This window comes from Deinococcus aerius (assembly GCF_002897375.1).
Lineage (GTDB): Bacteria > Deinococcota > Deinococci > Deinococcales > Deinococcaceae > Deinococcus > Deinococcus aerius.
Map to the genome: position 1 here is coordinate 191771 of NZ_BFAG01000006.1, position 13168 is coordinate 204938.

General features: G+C 68.3%; 17 protein-coding genes and 1 pseudogene. 5 read left to right on the top strand and 13 right to left on the bottom strand.

Annotated features, from left to right (window positions below; all coding sequences use genetic code 11):
* Positions 1 to 16: 16 nt before the first annotated feature.
* The 4 genes from metK to DAERI_RS10425 all read right to left on the bottom strand — a co-directional run bounded on the left by metK (position 17) and on the right by DAERI_RS10425 (position 2784).
* Positions 17 to 1306, bottom strand: coding sequence for a methionine adenosyltransferase (metK, locus tag DAERI_RS10410; RefSeq protein ID WP_103129348.1), 1290 nt, complete (start codon positions 1304 to 1306; stop codon positions 17 to 19).
* A 172-nt stretch (positions 1307 to 1478) separates the two neighbouring features.
* Positions 1479 to 1943 carry a GNAT family N-acetyltransferase gene (locus tag DAERI_RS10415; RefSeq protein ID WP_103129349.1) on the bottom strand — a complete coding sequence of 155 codons (465 nt, stop codon included), beginning with the start codon at positions 1941 to 1943 and terminating at the stop codon, positions 1479 to 1481.
* 72 nt (positions 1944 to 2015) lie between these two features.
* On the bottom strand, positions 2016 to 2492 hold the full coding sequence (locus DAERI_RS10420; RefSeq protein WP_103129350.1) for a DUF3809 domain-containing protein: 477 nt from the start codon (positions 2490 to 2492) through the stop codon (positions 2016 to 2018).
* 7 nt (positions 2493 to 2499) lie between these two features.
* Positions 2500 to 2784, bottom strand: a complete 285-nt coding sequence (locus tag DAERI_RS10425; protein WP_165794156.1) for a DUF3248 domain-containing protein — start codon at positions 2782 to 2784, stop codon at positions 2500 to 2502.
* Between the two features lie 44 nt (positions 2785 to 2828).
* On the opposite strand from DAERI_RS10425, the gene DAERI_RS10430 reads away from it, so the two are divergent.
* Complete coding sequence (locus DAERI_RS10430) at positions 2829 to 3095, top strand: hypothetical protein (protein ID WP_103129415.1); 267 nt, start codon at positions 2829 to 2831, stop codon at positions 3093 to 3095.
* Between the two features lies 1 nt (position 3096).
* Here DAERI_RS10430 and DAERI_RS10435 read toward each other — a convergent pair whose 3' ends face one another.
* Both DAERI_RS10435 and rocF read right to left on the bottom strand, forming a co-directional pair.
* Positions 3097 to 3297: a hypothetical protein gene (locus DAERI_RS10435; RefSeq protein ID WP_103129351.1), complete on the bottom strand. Its 201-nt coding sequence runs from the start codon at positions 3295 to 3297 to the stop codon at positions 3097 to 3099.
* Positions 3298 to 3307: 10 nt separating this feature from the next.
* Positions 3308 to 4204, bottom strand: coding sequence for an arginase (gene rocF / locus DAERI_RS10440; protein ID WP_103129352.1), 897 nt, complete (start codon positions 4202 to 4204; stop codon positions 3308 to 3310).
* 181 nt (positions 4205 to 4385) lie between these two features.
* Between rocF and DAERI_RS10445 the strand changes: the two genes are divergently transcribed.
* The 3 genes from DAERI_RS10445 (at position 4386) to DAERI_RS10455 (ending at position 7525) form a co-directional block, all read left to right on the top strand.
* Positions 4386 to 5585 carry an RNA-guided endonuclease InsQ/TnpB family protein gene (locus tag DAERI_RS10445; protein WP_103129416.1) on the top strand — a complete coding sequence of 400 codons (1200 nt, stop codon included), beginning with the start codon at positions 4386 to 4388 and terminating at the stop codon, positions 5583 to 5585.
* Between the two features lie 609 nt (positions 5586 to 6194).
* Positions 6195 to 6833 carry a metallophosphoesterase family protein gene (locus DAERI_RS10450; RefSeq protein WP_103129353.1) on the top strand — a complete coding sequence of 213 codons (639 nt, stop codon included), beginning with the start codon at positions 6195 to 6197 and terminating at the stop codon, positions 6831 to 6833.
* Positions 6834 to 7093: 260 nt separating this feature from the next.
* Positions 7094 to 7525 carry a pyrophosphohydrolase domain-containing protein gene (locus DAERI_RS10455; RefSeq protein WP_103129417.1) on the top strand — a complete coding sequence of 144 codons (432 nt, stop codon included), beginning with the start codon at positions 7094 to 7096 and terminating at the stop codon, positions 7523 to 7525.
* Positions 7526 to 7567: 42 nt separating this feature from the next.
* Here the strand turns inward: DAERI_RS10455 and DAERI_RS10460 are convergent, their stop codons facing one another.
* The 3 genes from DAERI_RS10460 to DAERI_RS10470 are packed head-to-tail and all read right to left on the bottom strand — an operon-like array spanning position 7568 to position 9427.
* On the bottom strand, positions 7568 to 8113 hold the full coding sequence (locus DAERI_RS10460) for a single-stranded DNA-binding protein (RefSeq protein WP_103129354.1): 546 nt from the start codon (positions 8111 to 8113) through the stop codon (positions 7568 to 7570).
* Positions 8114 to 8153: 40 nt separating this feature from the next.
* The gene (gene paaI, locus DAERI_RS10465) at positions 8154 to 8531 is read right to left on the bottom strand and encodes a hydroxyphenylacetyl-CoA thioesterase PaaI (RefSeq protein WP_103129355.1); all 378 of its coding nucleotides are present in this window, start codon (positions 8529 to 8531) and stop codon (positions 8154 to 8156) included.
* A gap of 53 nt (positions 8532 to 8584) precedes the next feature.
* The gene (locus DAERI_RS10470; RefSeq protein ID WP_103129356.1) at positions 8585 to 9427 is read right to left on the bottom strand and encodes a MerR family transcriptional regulator; all 843 of its coding nucleotides are present in this window, start codon (positions 9425 to 9427) and stop codon (positions 8585 to 8587) included.
* Positions 9428 to 9527: 100 nt separating this feature from the next.
* On the opposite strand from DAERI_RS10470, the gene DAERI_RS10475 reads away from it, so the two are divergent.
* Positions 9528 to 10577: a M42 family metallopeptidase gene (locus tag DAERI_RS10475; protein ID WP_103129357.1), complete on the top strand. Its 1050-nt coding sequence runs from the start codon at positions 9528 to 9530 to the stop codon at positions 10575 to 10577.
* 97 nt (positions 10578 to 10674) lie between these two features.
* Here the strand turns inward: DAERI_RS10475 and DAERI_RS10480 are convergent, their stop codons facing one another.
* From DAERI_RS10480 to DAERI_RS10495, 4 genes and pseudogenes are all read right to left on the bottom strand, one after another.
* Positions 10675 to 11091: a TA system VapC family ribonuclease toxin gene (locus tag DAERI_RS10480; protein WP_103129358.1), complete on the bottom strand. Its 417-nt coding sequence runs from the start codon at positions 11089 to 11091 to the stop codon at positions 10675 to 10677.
* A complete protein-coding gene (locus tag DAERI_RS10485; protein WP_103129359.1) occupies positions 11088 to 11354 on the bottom strand; it encodes a toxin-antitoxin system HicB family antitoxin in 267 nt (88 codons plus the stop codon). The genes DAERI_RS10480 and DAERI_RS10485 overlap by 4 nt, the downstream gene beginning before the upstream one ends.
* Positions 11355 to 11408: 54 nt before the next feature.
* Positions 11409 to 12344: pseudogene (locus DAERI_RS10490) on the bottom strand (carboxypeptidase M32); the annotation flags it as partial.
* Positions 12334 to 13131 (bottom strand): IS5 family transposase, encoded by a 798-nt coding sequence (locus tag DAERI_RS10495; protein ID WP_103129360.1) that lies wholly within the window; start codon positions 13129 to 13131, stop codon positions 12334 to 12336. The gene DAERI_RS10495 and the pseudogene DAERI_RS10490, both read right to left, overlap by 11 nt.
* Between the last annotated feature and the right edge of the window lie 37 nt (positions 13132 to 13168).

Here is a 13168-nt window from a genome sequence, read left to right on the forward strand (position 1 = left end):
TGATGCCCCCTTGCCCTCAGGCTTCCTGCTTCACGCCCTCGGCGGCCTGCCTGAGTGCCTCCGACCGGTCGGTCGCCTCCCAGGGGAACTCCTCCCGGCCAAAATGCCCGTAGGCGGCGGTGCACGCATAGATGGGCCGCAGCAGGTCGAGCTGGGCGATGATCGCCTGGGGCCGGGCGTCGAAGTGTTCGCGCACGAGGTCGGCGAGTTTCTCGTCGCTCACCGTGCCCGTGCCGTAGGTGTCCACCCGTAGGCTGACAGGGTGCGCCCGCCCGATGGCGTAGGCGACCTCCACCAGCGCCCGCCGCGCCAGCCCCGCCGCGACAATGTTCTTGGCGATGTAGCGGGCGTAGTAGGCCGCCGAGCGGTCCACCTTCGTGGGGTCCTTGCCGGAGAAGGCGCCGCCCCCGTGGGGCACGGCCCCGCCGTAGGTGTCCACGATGATCTTGCGCCCGGTCAGGCCGGTGTCGCCGTGCGGACCACCGATCACGAATTTGCCGCTGGGGTTGATGAAGAACTTGGTGTCGGGTGTGAGCAAGTCCCCCGGGATCACCGCCCGGATCACGTGCTCGATCATGTCCTTGCGAATGCGGTCCTGCCCCACGTCCTCGCTGTGCTGGGTGCTGATGACGACCGTATCCACCGCCGTCTCGGTCGCCTCGTGCGGCTCGCCGTTGCGGACGACCGTGACCTGGGCCTTGGCGTCGGGGCGCAGGTAGGCGAAGGCGAGGGCCCCTTCCTGCTCGGGGGTCAGCGTCTCGCCGCGTGCCCGGCGCTCCCGGGCCTCGCCCGCCGCCTTGCGGAGTTCGGCCAGCCTGCGCGTGAGCTTGTGGGCCAGGCTGATGGGCAGGGGCATGAGTTCGGGCGTCTCGTCGGTCGCGTAGCCGAACATCAGGCCCTGGTCCCCCGCGCCGATGCGGCTATAGGCGTTCCCAGGCCGGGCGCGCTCCTCCTCGGTCATGGCGCGCCACTCCTCGGAGAAGTTCACGCCCCCGGCGATCTCCGGCGACTGCTCGTGGATGGCGACCAGCACGGCGCTGTACTCGGCGTCGAAGCCGTAGTTGGCGCGGGTGTAGCCCACCTTCATCACGGCGTCGCGCACGGTCTTCTGCACATCCACCCGGGCGCTGTGCGCCGTGACCTCGCCCGCCACGACCGCCATACCGGTGGTCAGCAGGGTCTCGACCGCCACCCGGCTGCTGGGCTCCTGGCGCAGAAATTCGTCCAGAATGCTGTCCGAGATGAAATCCGCCAGCTTGTCCGGGTGGCCTTCCGATACCGACTCCGACGTGTAAAACTTCCGCATGTTCGCTCCTGTGCGCGCGGGGAGGCGTCTCGCAGAACGGCCTGGAGAGGGATGTCGCCCCGGTCCCCGCGCGGTCCACCCCGGGCGAGGTGGCACCGGCGCAGCGTAACGCACCGCCCGCCCCGGGAAAAGGACAAAGGGCAGGGATGGGGGAGAGGCGGCGGTGAAGGCGCTACGAATCCAGCGGCAGCTCGTAGCACAGGCTGTTCTCGATACCCACGTAGTAACCGTAGTTCGGAATGCGCCGGAAGCCCGCCGACTCGTAGAGCCCGATGGCCTCGGCCTGCAAATCTCCGGTTTCCAGCACCAGCCGCCGGAACCCCAGGGACCTCCCCCGCTCGATCAGCCCGTTGAGAATCTGGCGCCCCAGGCCCCGGCCCCGCGCCTCGGGAAGCGTGTACATGCGCTTGACCTCGGCCGTGTCCTCCTCGATGCGTTTCAGGGCTCCACACGCCAGCAGCCGCCCGTCCTCCTCGACCGCCACGAGCGCGCTGCCCTCGCCGGAGAGGATGGCCGGGTCAAAGGGCTCGGTGCGCTCGTCGGTGTCCTGGTAGAGCGCCCGCAACTCGCGCTGCTGGGCGTTCATCAGGTCGATCACGCGCGGGTCGCTGGGGGCAAGGTCGAGCAGGGCGGGCATGGGGCACGGTAACACGGGGAGGTGACCCTTCTCAGGAGTTCATCGGCCGGGATGGAGTCCCGATCTCCCGCGCTAGAGGTCCGCCCTCATCGCCTCCCAGATTCCGGCGGGGAGTTCGCCCGCGACGCGCTCCAGGGTGCGCCCGGCGGCGGCCCGGACCATCTTCTCAAAGGCCACGCCGCCCCAGCCCTCGGCGGGGGGGGTGGTCAGGTGGGCGCGGAAGTGGAAGTGAAAGGTGACGCTGCCCCGCTCGTCCACCTCGGCCTGCCCCGCCACCTCGACCCAGGCACGCTCGTCCGTGAGGGGCTGCGGCGTGAGGGTCGCGCCCCCCGGCGTCACCGTCAGCAGGCTGTGAAAGGGGAGATCCACCTCGCCCAGCACGGGGACGGGGACGATGAGTTCGCCGGTCACCCCCTCGTGGTCGGCCCGCAGGTTTCGCAGGAAGCGAACGCGCGCCAGGGCCACGCCCGCGTCCCGCACAAACGCGAGCGCCGCCTCCTGCCCGCCCGGATGCGCGAGGGTAAAGGACTGGTGCGCCTCAATCAGCACGCGGGGATCAGTCCACCCACTCGATCACCAGGCGGTTCTCATTGAGCGCGGCCTGAAGCTCGGCGTCGTTCGCGCTGCGCAGCCGGGGCAGGAACGCGAAGCGGGGGGTGGCCGAGGCGTAGCCCAGCCGCACGACCACGTCGTCACTCAGCTCGTCCTTGCCGACGCGCCACACCAGCCCCGCGCCCAGCGCCTCCAGTTGCCGGGCCAGTTCGGGGGGCACCAGCTCCGGGGGCAGGTCGGGGGCGGCGCCGTCCGGGGCAGCGCCATCAGGAGACGGGGGGCCAGTCATGCGGGCCATTGTACGTGGACCGCCGGGGGAGTAGAACCGGGGGCGTGACTCCCTCCCCCCTCTCCTGGCGAGCCCTGGAAACCCGCGTGGGCCTGGACGCCCTGCCCGAGTTCCACCGCGCCTTTCTGACCTGGCGCGGGGTGGAGGGCGCGGGCGAGATGCCGCTGCGCCGGGTGGGCCAGCGGGTCGAGGCCGAACTGAACCGGCTGGTGCAGGGCGGGCAGGCCCAGCGGCAGGGCGAGGACTGGCTGCTCTCGCCCGGCGCGCTGGACGGCTTCGGGGCGGCCCAACCGTACTTGGCAGACCTGTGAGCTACGGGAGGGGCGGCACCTCGACGACCTCGTAGAGCCATCCCTCGTCGGTGGCGAGCCGGGCCGCCTCGTCCGCCTCCCCCGGGGTGGCGAAGACCCGGCGCCCCCCCGCATCGTCCTCCAGCCAGTGGGGTTCGTCCAGCAGGGCGTCCTGGCCGTGGGCGTCCTTGTGCATGTACTGGAGGCGGACGGCGTAGGGCATGGGCGTCAGGTTACAGAATCCGCTGGCCCAGCAGGCTCGCGGCCATCCCCACCATCACCTCGGCGGTCTGGTTGCGGGTGTCGAGGACCGGATTGACCTCCACGATGTCCAGGCTGGTCACCCGCCCCGACTCGGAGAGCAGTTCCATGAGCAGGTGCCCCTCGCGGTACGTCAGGCCGCCGGGGACGGGGGTGCCCACCCCGGGGGCGACGGAAGGATCGAGCGCGTCGGCGTCGAAGGAGACGTGCAGCCGCGCCGCGTCCGAGAGCCTCTCTAACGTCTCCTCGGTGATGCGGGTGATGCCGAGCTGGTCCACGTCCTTCATGGTGTAGGCCTTGACGCCGATCTCGCGCAGCAGCTCGCGCTCGCGCACGTCCACGCTGCGAATGCCGATCATCACGATGTCCTCGGGGCGCAGGGTCCAGCCCCCGCCCAGCCCGGCGAGGCTGGCGTCCCCCAGGCCCGTCAGGTGCGCGACGGGCATCCCGTGGATGTTGCCGCTGGGACTGGTCTCCGGCGTGTTGTAGTCGGTGTGGGCATCCACCCAGATCAGCCCAGTGCGTTCGCCCGTCCCGCCACGCAGCGCGTTCCCCGTCACTGTGCCCATGCTCACCGAGTGGTCCCCGCCCAGCGTGATGGGAAATACGTCGTCCGGCAGGGCGGCCACGCGCTGGGCCGCCGCGCGGCAGGCCTCCAGGATGGGCTCCAGGAACACCAGCCCCGCCGAGGCGTGCTTGTCCATCGTTTCGGGGAGGGCCACGGGCACGTCCCCCAGGTCGCACACGGTGTGCCCCAGTCCGCGCAGGGTTCTCGCCAGGTGTGCGTTCCGCAGCGCCGACGGCCCCATGTCCACGCCCCGGCGCCCCGCGCCCAGATCCATCGGAATACCCAGGATGTTCACGTTCATGGCCTTCAGGGTAGGGCGGGGAAGGGGCTATGCCTCACGGCTGCAACATTATAAAAACGGGTCTGGGTGGAAAACCCACCGCTTCAGCGGTGGGATGCAGAACCCAGGCCGCCCAACGGGCGGCGGTGCTAGAGCTTATGCGTGACGCCTTAGTATAAGGAAGGCTAGACTGCGCGTGGTCATGGTCATCCTTGAGTTCAAAGCCTACGGGAGAGCGGAGCAGTTCGTCGCTCTAGACGAAGCCATCCGCGTCACCCAGTTCATCAGGAACAAGGCTCTGCGCTACTGGATGGACAACCGTGGGGTCAGCAAGTACGACCTCAACAAGCAGTGTGCTGTCCTCGCCGCCGAGTACGACTTCGCCGACCGCCTCAACTCCCAGGCCCGTCAGGCCGCCGCCGAACGGGCCTGGAGTGCGGTGGCGCGGTTCTACGACAACTGCAAGAAGAAGGTGAAGGGGAAGAAGGGCTACCCGCAGTTCAAGAAGAACGTCCGCTCCGTCGAGTACAAGACAACGGGCTGGAGGCTCTCCGAAGACCGGAAGTCCATCACCTTCACCGACAAGTGCGGCATCGGCAGGCTGAAGATGAAGGGCACCCGCGACCTGCTGTTCTACCACCCCACGCTCATCAAACGGGTTCGGCTGGTCAAGAAGGCGGATGGGTACTACATTCAGTTTGTTGTGGACGCCGACCGCAGGGAGCCATTGGAAGCCACCGGAAAGACCCTGGGTCTGGATGTGGGCTTGCAGGACTTCTACACAGACAGTGCTGGACACAAGGAACCCAACCCCCACTTCTTGCGGAAGGCGGAGAAGCAGACCAAGAAACTGCAACGTCGCGTGAGCAAGAAGGTCAAGGGGTCGAACAATCGGCGTAAGGCCGTGAAGCGTCTCGCCAGGAAGCATCTCAAAATCCAAAGGCAGCGTAAAGACCACGCCATCAAACTGGCGCGGTGCGTCATCCAGTCGGCAGACTTGGTTGCCTATGAGGACTTGAGAATCCGCAACATGGTGAAGAATCATAGCCTTGCAAAGTTCATCAGCGATGCCTCCTGGTATCAGTTCAGAACCTGGCTGGAGTATTTTGGGAAGGTCTATGGACGAATCACCGTCCCCGTGCCTCCCCAGTACACCAGTCAGGCTTGCAGCGAGTGTGGCAGCAAGGTCGAGAAGACGCTTTCTACTCGCACACACAGATGCCCTCACTGCGGATACGTTGCAGACCGCGATAAAAACGCGGCCCGCAACATTCTCACGTTGGGTATCCATACCGCTGGGCAAGCGGGAATCTACGCTTGGGGAGACAGCGCCTCTACGGAGTCGGGGGAAACTGCCAATTCCGCAAGTGCTGTCGCCGAACCAAGAATCCAACGGCTTTAGCCGTTGGAGTGTCAATTTTTGCCCTGACGCTTTCAAGGGAGGTGGGCGGATGGGCGATGAATAGCCATGCTGCCAAGTGGGCGCGGGCCGGGTGGAGGCGCCGGAGGTCTTCTGCCGGGCAGGGTGAGCGCAAAGTCGCTCAGTCCGCCCAGGCTCGTATCACCCTGCCGGCCCTCCGGGCCACCTCCCCTCCAAACGCCTGATGTGCAATGCAGAAAGCACCCTGTGGGATGAGGTTTTTTCTCCCTCTCCCCTTGAGGGAGAGGGTTGGGGAGAGGGGTGGCGAGCGCAGCTCGCCCTCGTGCCAGACAACGAAAAGGCCACTTCGCCCAACTTCTCATTGCACATCAAGCGTTCCAAGGGAGGCAGAAGAATGAACGCTCTGGAGGGCAAAGGCCCGACCTGGCTCCCTTTCCAGGGGAGCGGTCAGCACCGCTGACGGAGGGGTGGAGCGGGGCGAGCGCCCTCAACCCCCGACGTTGCGGTCGCCCTGTCCTGCCGGGCCCGACCCCCTACCGCCCCCGGCCCGGCGGAGCTAAACTGACCGGATCGCTTCACCGTCTGGAGGGGCCCGTGCCGGGCGCCGCCCAGTCTGCCCGGCCCGCCCCTATGTCCGACTCCGCTTCCCCCCTCCCCCCCGGCCCCCGGCGGCTCCTGCTGGTCGCGGACTATGTCCACCCCTTCATCTACCGCACCGCTTTTCCGCAGGGGCTGCCGGAGGTGGACCTCGTGCTCGCGGCGGGCGACCTGCCGGGCTCGTACCTGGAGTTCCTGGCGAGCAAGCTCCCGGTGCCCGTCGTGTACGTGCGGGGCAACCACGCGAACGAGGACGTGACCGAGGGGGACAAACGGGTGCCGCCGCGGGGCGTGATCCCCGCCCACGGCCGGGTCGTGACGGCGGCGGGGCTGAGGATCGCGGGCTGGGGCGGGGTGCCGCGTTACAGCGAGAAGGGGCCGGGCCAGTACACCGAGGCGCAGGCCCGCCGGGGCCTGGGGTGGCTGGCCTGGCGGGCGCGGGGGGGTGTGGACGTGCTGCTGACCCACGCGCCGCCCCTGGGTCCGCACGCGGGCAGCGACTACGCCCACCGGGGCTGCGCGGCGATCACCGACTTCATGATCCGCCGCCACCCGCGCCTGGTCGTCCACGGCCACATCCACGAGTACGAGGGCCGCAAGCCCGACTACACCGACCCCGCCAGCGGCGCCGAGGTCATTAATGCCTACGGCTACCGGGTGGTCGAACTGTAGGAAAAGCCGAATTTTGTCGCCCGGTACGCCATTTTCCTTAAGGCTGGGTAGTCCTTTGGCACACGTAGCCCTGACAGGGGGGCGGCATACTGCGCCCTGGCCCCGAGGGGCCGGAGGGAGACGCCCACCTCCTACCAAACGGGCGCGCGAGCGGGCCGGAAGTAGGCCGCGAGCAGGTTCGAGTCCTGTCACCCGCATCCCCCAAAACGGCAGAAGGGAGCCCCCACCGGCTCCCTTTTTCCTTGCTCTACCATCCGGGCATGACCCTGACCCCCAGCAACGCCGCCCGCCTGCGTGAGTTTCACCGGGCCGTGGGCCTGGCCTCGCCCGCGCGCCCGACCGTCCCCGGCCCCGACCTCCTGACCCTGCGCCGCACCCTGATCCGCGAGGAGGCGGGGGAGGTGGAGGGGGAATGGGGTCGCCTGGAGGAGCGGCTCCGGTCAGGCGAGGCCGTCACGCCCGCCGACCTCGCCCCGCTCGCGCACGAACTCGCCGACCTGCTGTACGTGACCTACGGCGCCCTGGACGCCCTGGGGATTGACGCCGACGCGGTGTTCGCCGAGGTCCACCGCGCCAACATGGCAAAGCTCGGCGGCCCCAGACGAGCGGACGGCAAGCTGCTCAAGCCCGGGGGCTGGCAGCCTGCCGACGTGCGGGGGGTGATTGAGGGGCAGGAAGTGGGAAGTGGTTAGTGGGTCGTAGTTCCCCCACTTCTTACTGACCACAGACCTTCTTCAGAACGGCGTTTCCTCTTCCGCGACCGCGACGGGGGCAGACCGGGCGGCGGGCTGGGGACGGGCCGCGGCCGGACGCGCGGGGGCGCTGGGCTGGGCGGCCGGACGGCTGCCCCCCGGAATGGCGTACCGCTCCTGGCGCTTGCCGCCGCGGAAAATGGCGAGGGTCACGTACTCGAACTCGCCGTCGGCCTTCTCGCGCACGTGGTCGGGGTCGGTGTTCTTGGCGCCCCGGCTGTACTTCACGGCGGCGGGCAGCCTCATCTTGCGGCTGTCCACGGCCTCCAACTCGCGGCGGCGGTAGGCATGGCCCTTGTGCAGGATCATCTCCTCGCCCTCGGGGTTGGTCCACTTGCGCGCGCCGATCAGGGTCCAGTCGAAGTCGGGCTCGTTCTCCAGCGGGAACTGGTAGCCGCCGACGGGAATGTCGCCGCTCGTCCAGCCCAGGCGGCCGTACTGGCGCTGTACGTCGAGCAGCTTGTCCGCGCTCTCCACGTCCACCGTGACGCGCGCCCCCAGGTCGGTGATGAATTCGATATGCAGCATCATGCCTCCTTACGTAAATAACATAACATAAAAGGCGGGCTCAGGGGGAGGAGGAACTCGTCCTCTTCCGCCGCGACACCGTGCCCAGGAACAGGGCCAGCACCTCGCCCTCCTCGCCCCGGCGGACCTCGACCCGGTAGGTCGCCAGGGTGCGGCCCACCCGCTCGGGGGTGGCGACGGCGACGAGCTGTTCCCCCTCCCGCGCCGCCCGGAAGAAACTCAGGTGCGTCTCGACCGCCACCGCCTGCGCCTCCAGGTTGCTGATGACCGCGAAGGCCTCGTCCGCCAGGCTGAAGAGCAGGCCGCCGTGCGCGGTGCCGTGCATGTTCAGGCCGCCCCAGGTCACGGTCAGGGCGACGCGGGTGCGTTCCGGTGTGGCCTCCAGCACCCGCATCCCCAGAGTGTCCGCGTAGCTCATGGCGGCAGGGTAACGCCCCCAGCCGGGGGAGGCCGGGGGCAGGGGAGCGAGGCTCAGCCCCGGGGCACGAACGGATAGGCCACGTCGCCCGCTGGGTCGTGCTCCCCCAGGGTGTTCCAGTCCCTCGGGTACACCTCGCGGGGGTGCAACTCGCCCGAAGTCCCGTGATGGCGCGCGTACTCGAACACGGCGTCGTAGGCCCGCAGGATGTCCGGGAACACGAACTGGGCCTTGGTCAGGGTGACGTAGGCCTCCTGGTGGGCGGGTTCCTCGCGTACAGTCACCTTCTCCGGGACGGTCAGGGTTCCGCTGAAAGGCACACATACCTCAACCGGGCCGTCGCTGTCGGCGTTCACCTGGCCGTGGAAGATCACCAGGCTCGCACCCGCCGCCTGCGCGCCCACAAGAGCGTGCAGGGTGTCAAACGACTCCATGATGAAGCCTTGCAGGTCGGCCACATACAGCCGCCGCGAGAGGGTCGCCATGCGCTGGGCAGGCACGAACCGTTCCCGAACCTCATAAGTAATGGTCATCTCCGTCTCTCCTTGCAGTTTCTCGATGAGGTACTGCGCCAGGCCGCGCCGCCGCCCGTGCGCCCGCTCCAGTCCTCCCCAGCACTGGGTCAGCCGCGCCGCCCGCTCGGGGGCTGGGGCGTCCAGCAAGCTCCTGATCTCGCTCAGCGGCAGGTCGAGTTGCCGCAGCAGGGCGATCAGTTGCGCGGCGGCGAGTTGGCCCGGGGCGTAGTAGCGGTAGCCCGTCGCGGGGTCCACCCGGGCGGGGGGCAGCAGGCCCAGGTCGTCGTACAGCCGCAGGGCCTTGGGGCTCAGGCGCGAGGCGCGCGCGAACGCGCCGATGGTGAGGCTGGTGGGCGTGTCTGCGGTGCTGTTGTCGGTCATGCTGCGGTCACCCCCGGAGGCTGTCCCTATAGGTAGGGGCAGTGTGCGCTCTGCCCCAGGGGCAGGGTCAAGGGCCGTGCGGCGTGGCTATCATGCCCCCATGACCGTTTCCCCCGCCCCTGCGGTGTTCGACCTCCCGTACACCACGGACCTCCTCCTGCGGCTGCTGGACACGCCCAGCCCAACGGGCTTTACCGACGCCGCCGTGCGCCTGCTGGAGGGGGAGCTGGACGCGCTCGGGGTGCCGCACCGCCGCAGCAAGAAGGGGGCGTTGACCTGGGAGGTCGCGGGAACGGCGGGGGCGCCCCACACCACCTTCAGCGGGCACGTGGACACCCTGGGCGCGATGGTGAAGGAGATCAAGGAGTGCGGGCGGCTGCGGCTGGCGATGCTCGGCGGGTACGACTGGGCCACCATCGAGGGCGAGTACGTGCGGGTGCACACCCAGGCGGGCGGGGTGGTTACCGGGACGGTGGTGAACACCCGCCAGAGTACCCACGTCCACGGCTCGGCCCTGCGCGACCTGAAGCGCGAGCAGGCCGTGATGGAGGTCCGGCTGGACGCCCGCACGTCGTCGGACGCGCAGACGCGGGCACTCGGGATCGAGGTGGGGGACTTCGTGAGCCTCGACCCCCGCGCGGAACTGACGGACGCCGGGTATCTCAAGAGCCGCCACCTCGACAACAAGGCCGCCGTCGCCGTGTTCGTGGGCGTCACGCGGGCGCTGCTGGGGACGCCGCCCGCCCACACCGTCGCCTTCCACGTGACCACCTACGAGGAGGTCGGGCACGGGGCCGCGACCGGCATCCCGCCCCGCACTGACGAACTCATCGCGGTGGATATGGCCGCCGTGGGCGAGGGGCAGACGAGCAGCGAGCACCACGTCACCCTGTGCGTGGCCGACAGCGGGGGGCCGTACGACCACGCGCTCGGCAACCGGCTGCGGGAGGCGGCGCGGCGGGCGGGGCTCGACCTGAAGGTGGACCTCTACCCCTACTATTCCTCCGACGGCACCGCGGCGTGGCGGGCGGGGGGCGACTACCCGGTGGCCCTGATCGGCCCCGGCGTGGACGCCAGCCACGCCTACGAGCGTACCCACACGGACGCGCTGCGGGCGACGGCGGCGCTGATGCTGGCGCACGTGCGGTAGGAGGCCTTCACCGGACCGAAGCTGTGAGCTGTAGGCTGCCCTGATGCCCGTGCCGCCGGGGGTCTTCGTCCCTGGAGGGGTTGGGGCTTTGTGGCGATCAGGTGGGCGTGAACACCCGCACCCCTGCAAAGCGTGCGAAGCCCTGATCGGCCGTCACCAGCGTCAGCCGGTGCTCCAGCGCGAGCGCGGCAAGGTAGGCATCGTTCAGATCGTTGCCGCGCAGATTGAGGTCGAGGACCAGTTGCCGCCAGCGGCTCAGGCCCGCCTTGCCGAGTTCGAGGAGGCGGTAACTGGGCTGGGCGTGGAGATCGGCCAGGAACTCGAACACGTCTTCCGGTGGAGTGTTGTACACCCGGGTAGAAATGCGGGCCAGCGCGACTTCGTTGAGACTGGTGGAGTACAGGGTTTCCCCATCGGTCAGAGCCTGTCTCAGCCAGCGATAAAAGGCGGGGTGGTGCGGCTGGGTTGTCTGGAAGGCGCAGATCAAGACGTTGGCGTCAAGGAGATAGCTCATTCGGGTCGGGGCAGTCCGAGCTTGGCGAGTTGCTCGCCGTCATCGTTGATCATCGCCTTGATCTCTTCAGGGGAAAGGTTGAAGCCCTCGGGGCTGGTGTAGGTGTGCAGCTCGACAAGAGGGCGGTTGGAGACAGCGGGGGCCTGCTCCAACTGCATTCGCAATCCCTCCTCCACCAGTTGGGTGAGGGTAATGCCCCGCCGGGCCGCCTCCATCTTGGCTCGGCGGTGCAGGTCGTCGTCCAATCTAAGGGTCGTTTGCATGGATCAGTCTACCTCCGACAGATAGACAGCAAACTGTCTCCCCTCACGTCTGCTTCAACTCAGGGCCACCCCGTACAGCGCCGCGTACTTCTCCCGCAGGTATTTCAGGTAAGGCTCGACCGTCATGGGCTGCCCGGTCGCCCGCTCGACGAGTTCGTTGGGGGTGTAGAGGCGGCCCGGCGCGTACACGTTCTCCCGCAGCCAGCCGTGCAGCCGGGTGAAGTCGGCGCGGGCGATGTCGCCTTCCAGCCCGGGGTGGGCGCGTTCGGCGGCGGCGTAGAACTGCGCGCTCAGCACGTTGCCCAGCGTGTAGCCCTGGAACACCCCCCCGATGCGCCCGAAGTACCAGTGGACATCCTGCAACACGCCGTTCACGTCGCTGGGTGCCCGCAGGCCCAGGTTCCCCTCGTACGCCGCGTGCCAGGCGTCGGCGAGGTCGCGCACGGCGAGGCGGCCCGAGAGCAGCTCGCGCTCCAGCTCGAAGCGGGTGACGACGTGCAGGTTGTAGGTCAATTCGTCGGCGTCGGTGCGGATCAGCGAGCGGGCGACGGTGTTCACGGCGCGGTGCATCTCGTCTTCCGTCACGTCCGCAAGTCCCTCGGGAAAGGCGTCGCGGAGTTTGCCGAAGTACGCGGCCCAGAAGGCCCGGCTGCGCCCGACGAGGTTCTCCCACAGCCGCGACTGGCTCTCGTGGACCCCCGCGCTGACGCCGCCGCCCAGGGGGGTGCCCAGAAACTCCTCCGCCACCCCCTGCTCGTACATCGCGTGCCCGGACTCGTGCAGGGTGGAGTACAGCGCCTCGCCCAGGTCGTCCTCCTTCACCCGGGTCGTGATCCTCAGGTCGTGTTCGCCCAGCCGGGTCATGAAGGGGTGGTGCGTCAGGTCCTGCCGCCCGCGCGTGAAGTCGTACCCGTAGTCGCGGATCACGCTCTCCCCGAAGGCGAGTTGCTGGTGCCCCGGGTAGAGGCTGCCAAGAACGCTATGCAAAAAGTGGTTTGAGGTTGTTACAGAGCAGAACGCAGGCGGCCAGGAAATGGAAGCCGACCAGGGTGGACGGCAGCCGCTCCAGATCGCGTCCCAAGCGGCGGAAGCGCGACAGCCATGCGAAAGATCGTTCGACCACCCAGCGTCGGGGCAGCAGGATGAAGCCTTTGGCGGCCTCCGGACGTTTGATCACGACCAGTTCCACTCCCGCCTCGGTCGCCTCCAGGGCGGTGCGCTGTCCGGTGTAGCCCTGATCGGCAAACGCCACTTCCACGTTCACCCCTGTGGCTTCCTGCACCTCCAGGCACAGGTCAAAGACCTGTGCCCGATCCTGCTCATTGGCTGGCGTGGTCAGCACCGCCAGCAGGTGTCCCAGGGTGTCCACGGCCAGATGTACCTTCGTCCCTTTTCGTTTCTTGGCGCCGTCGAAACCTGCACGGTGCCCGCTCTCGGGTGTGCTTTGCAAGGTGCGACTATCGATGATGATGGCCGTCGGCTCCCCATTCCTTGACCGCTCGACGCGGGAGAGCAGGCGCAGGTCGTGGGCGGCGTTCTCGAAACATCCAGCCGCAAACCAGCGGTGCGCCTGTTGGCGCACCGTCTCCGCGGGCGGGAAATCGTGGGGCAGGTAGGCCCACTGTGCCCCGGTGCGGGCCACCCAGAGCAGCGCATTCAGGACTTCTCGAATGCCGTATTTCCGCTGCCTTGCCTCCTGGGGACTGAGCAGCAGGTAGGGGAGCAAAAACAGGTAGGTGTCGTCGTCTACGTCACTCGGGTAACCTCGCCGCTTCACCCGCCTATTCTGCCCTGCCCAAACTCTCGCCCTCAAA

Excerpts from the sequence above, each read along its gene's own strand:
- DAERI_RS10425 (WP_165794156.1), bottom strand. The coding sequence starts at position 2,784 with ATGACTGGCCCCCCGTCTCCTGATGGCGCTGCCCCGGACGGCGCCGCC.
- DAERI_RS10415 (WP_103129349.1), bottom strand. The coding sequence starts at position 1,943 with ATGCCCGCCCTGCTCGACCTTGCCCCCAGCGACCCGCGCGTGATCGAC.
- DAERI_RS10475 (WP_103129357.1), top strand. The coding sequence starts at position 9,528 with ATGACCGTTTCCCCCGCCCCTGCGGTGTTCGACCTCCCGTACACCACG.
- DAERI_RS10480 (WP_103129358.1), bottom strand. The coding sequence starts at position 11,091 with ATGAGCTATCTCCTTGACGCCAACGTCTTGATCTGCGCCTTCCAGACA.
- rocF (WP_103129352.1), bottom strand. The coding sequence starts at position 4,204 with ATGAACGTGAACATCCTGGGTATTCCGATGGATCTGGGCGCGGGGCGC.
- DAERI_RS10485 (WP_103129359.1), bottom strand. The coding sequence starts at position 11,354 with ATGCAAACGACCCTTAGATTGGACGACGACCTGCACCGCCGAGCCAAG.
- DAERI_RS10445 (WP_103129416.1), top strand. The coding sequence starts at position 4,386 with ATGGTCATCCTTGAGTTCAAAGCCTACGGGAGAGCGGAGCAGTTCGTC.
- DAERI_RS10455 (WP_103129417.1), top strand. The coding sequence starts at position 7,094 with ATGACCCTGACCCCCAGCAACGCCGCCCGCCTGCGTGAGTTTCACCGG.
- DAERI_RS10450 (WP_103129353.1), top strand. The coding sequence starts at position 6,195 with ATGTCCGACTCCGCTTCCCCCCTCCCCCCCGGCCCCCGGCGGCTCCTG.
- DAERI_RS10470 (WP_103129356.1), bottom strand. The coding sequence starts at position 9,427 with ATGACCGACAACAGCACCGCAGACACGCCCACCAGCCTCACCATCGGC.
- paaI (WP_103129355.1), bottom strand. The coding sequence starts at position 8,531 with ATGAGCTACGCGGACACTCTGGGGATGCGGGTGCTGGAGGCCACACCG.
- DAERI_RS10460 (WP_103129354.1), bottom strand. The coding sequence starts at position 8,113 with ATGCTGCATATCGAATTCATCACCGACCTGGGGGCGCGCGTCACGGTG.
- metK (WP_103129348.1), bottom strand. The coding sequence starts at position 1,306 with ATGCGGAAGTTTTACACGTCGGAGTCGGTATCGGAAGGCCACCCGGAC.
- DAERI_RS10435 (WP_103129351.1), bottom strand. The coding sequence starts at position 3,297 with ATGCCCTACGCCGTCCGCCTCCAGTACATGCACAAGGACGCCCACGGC.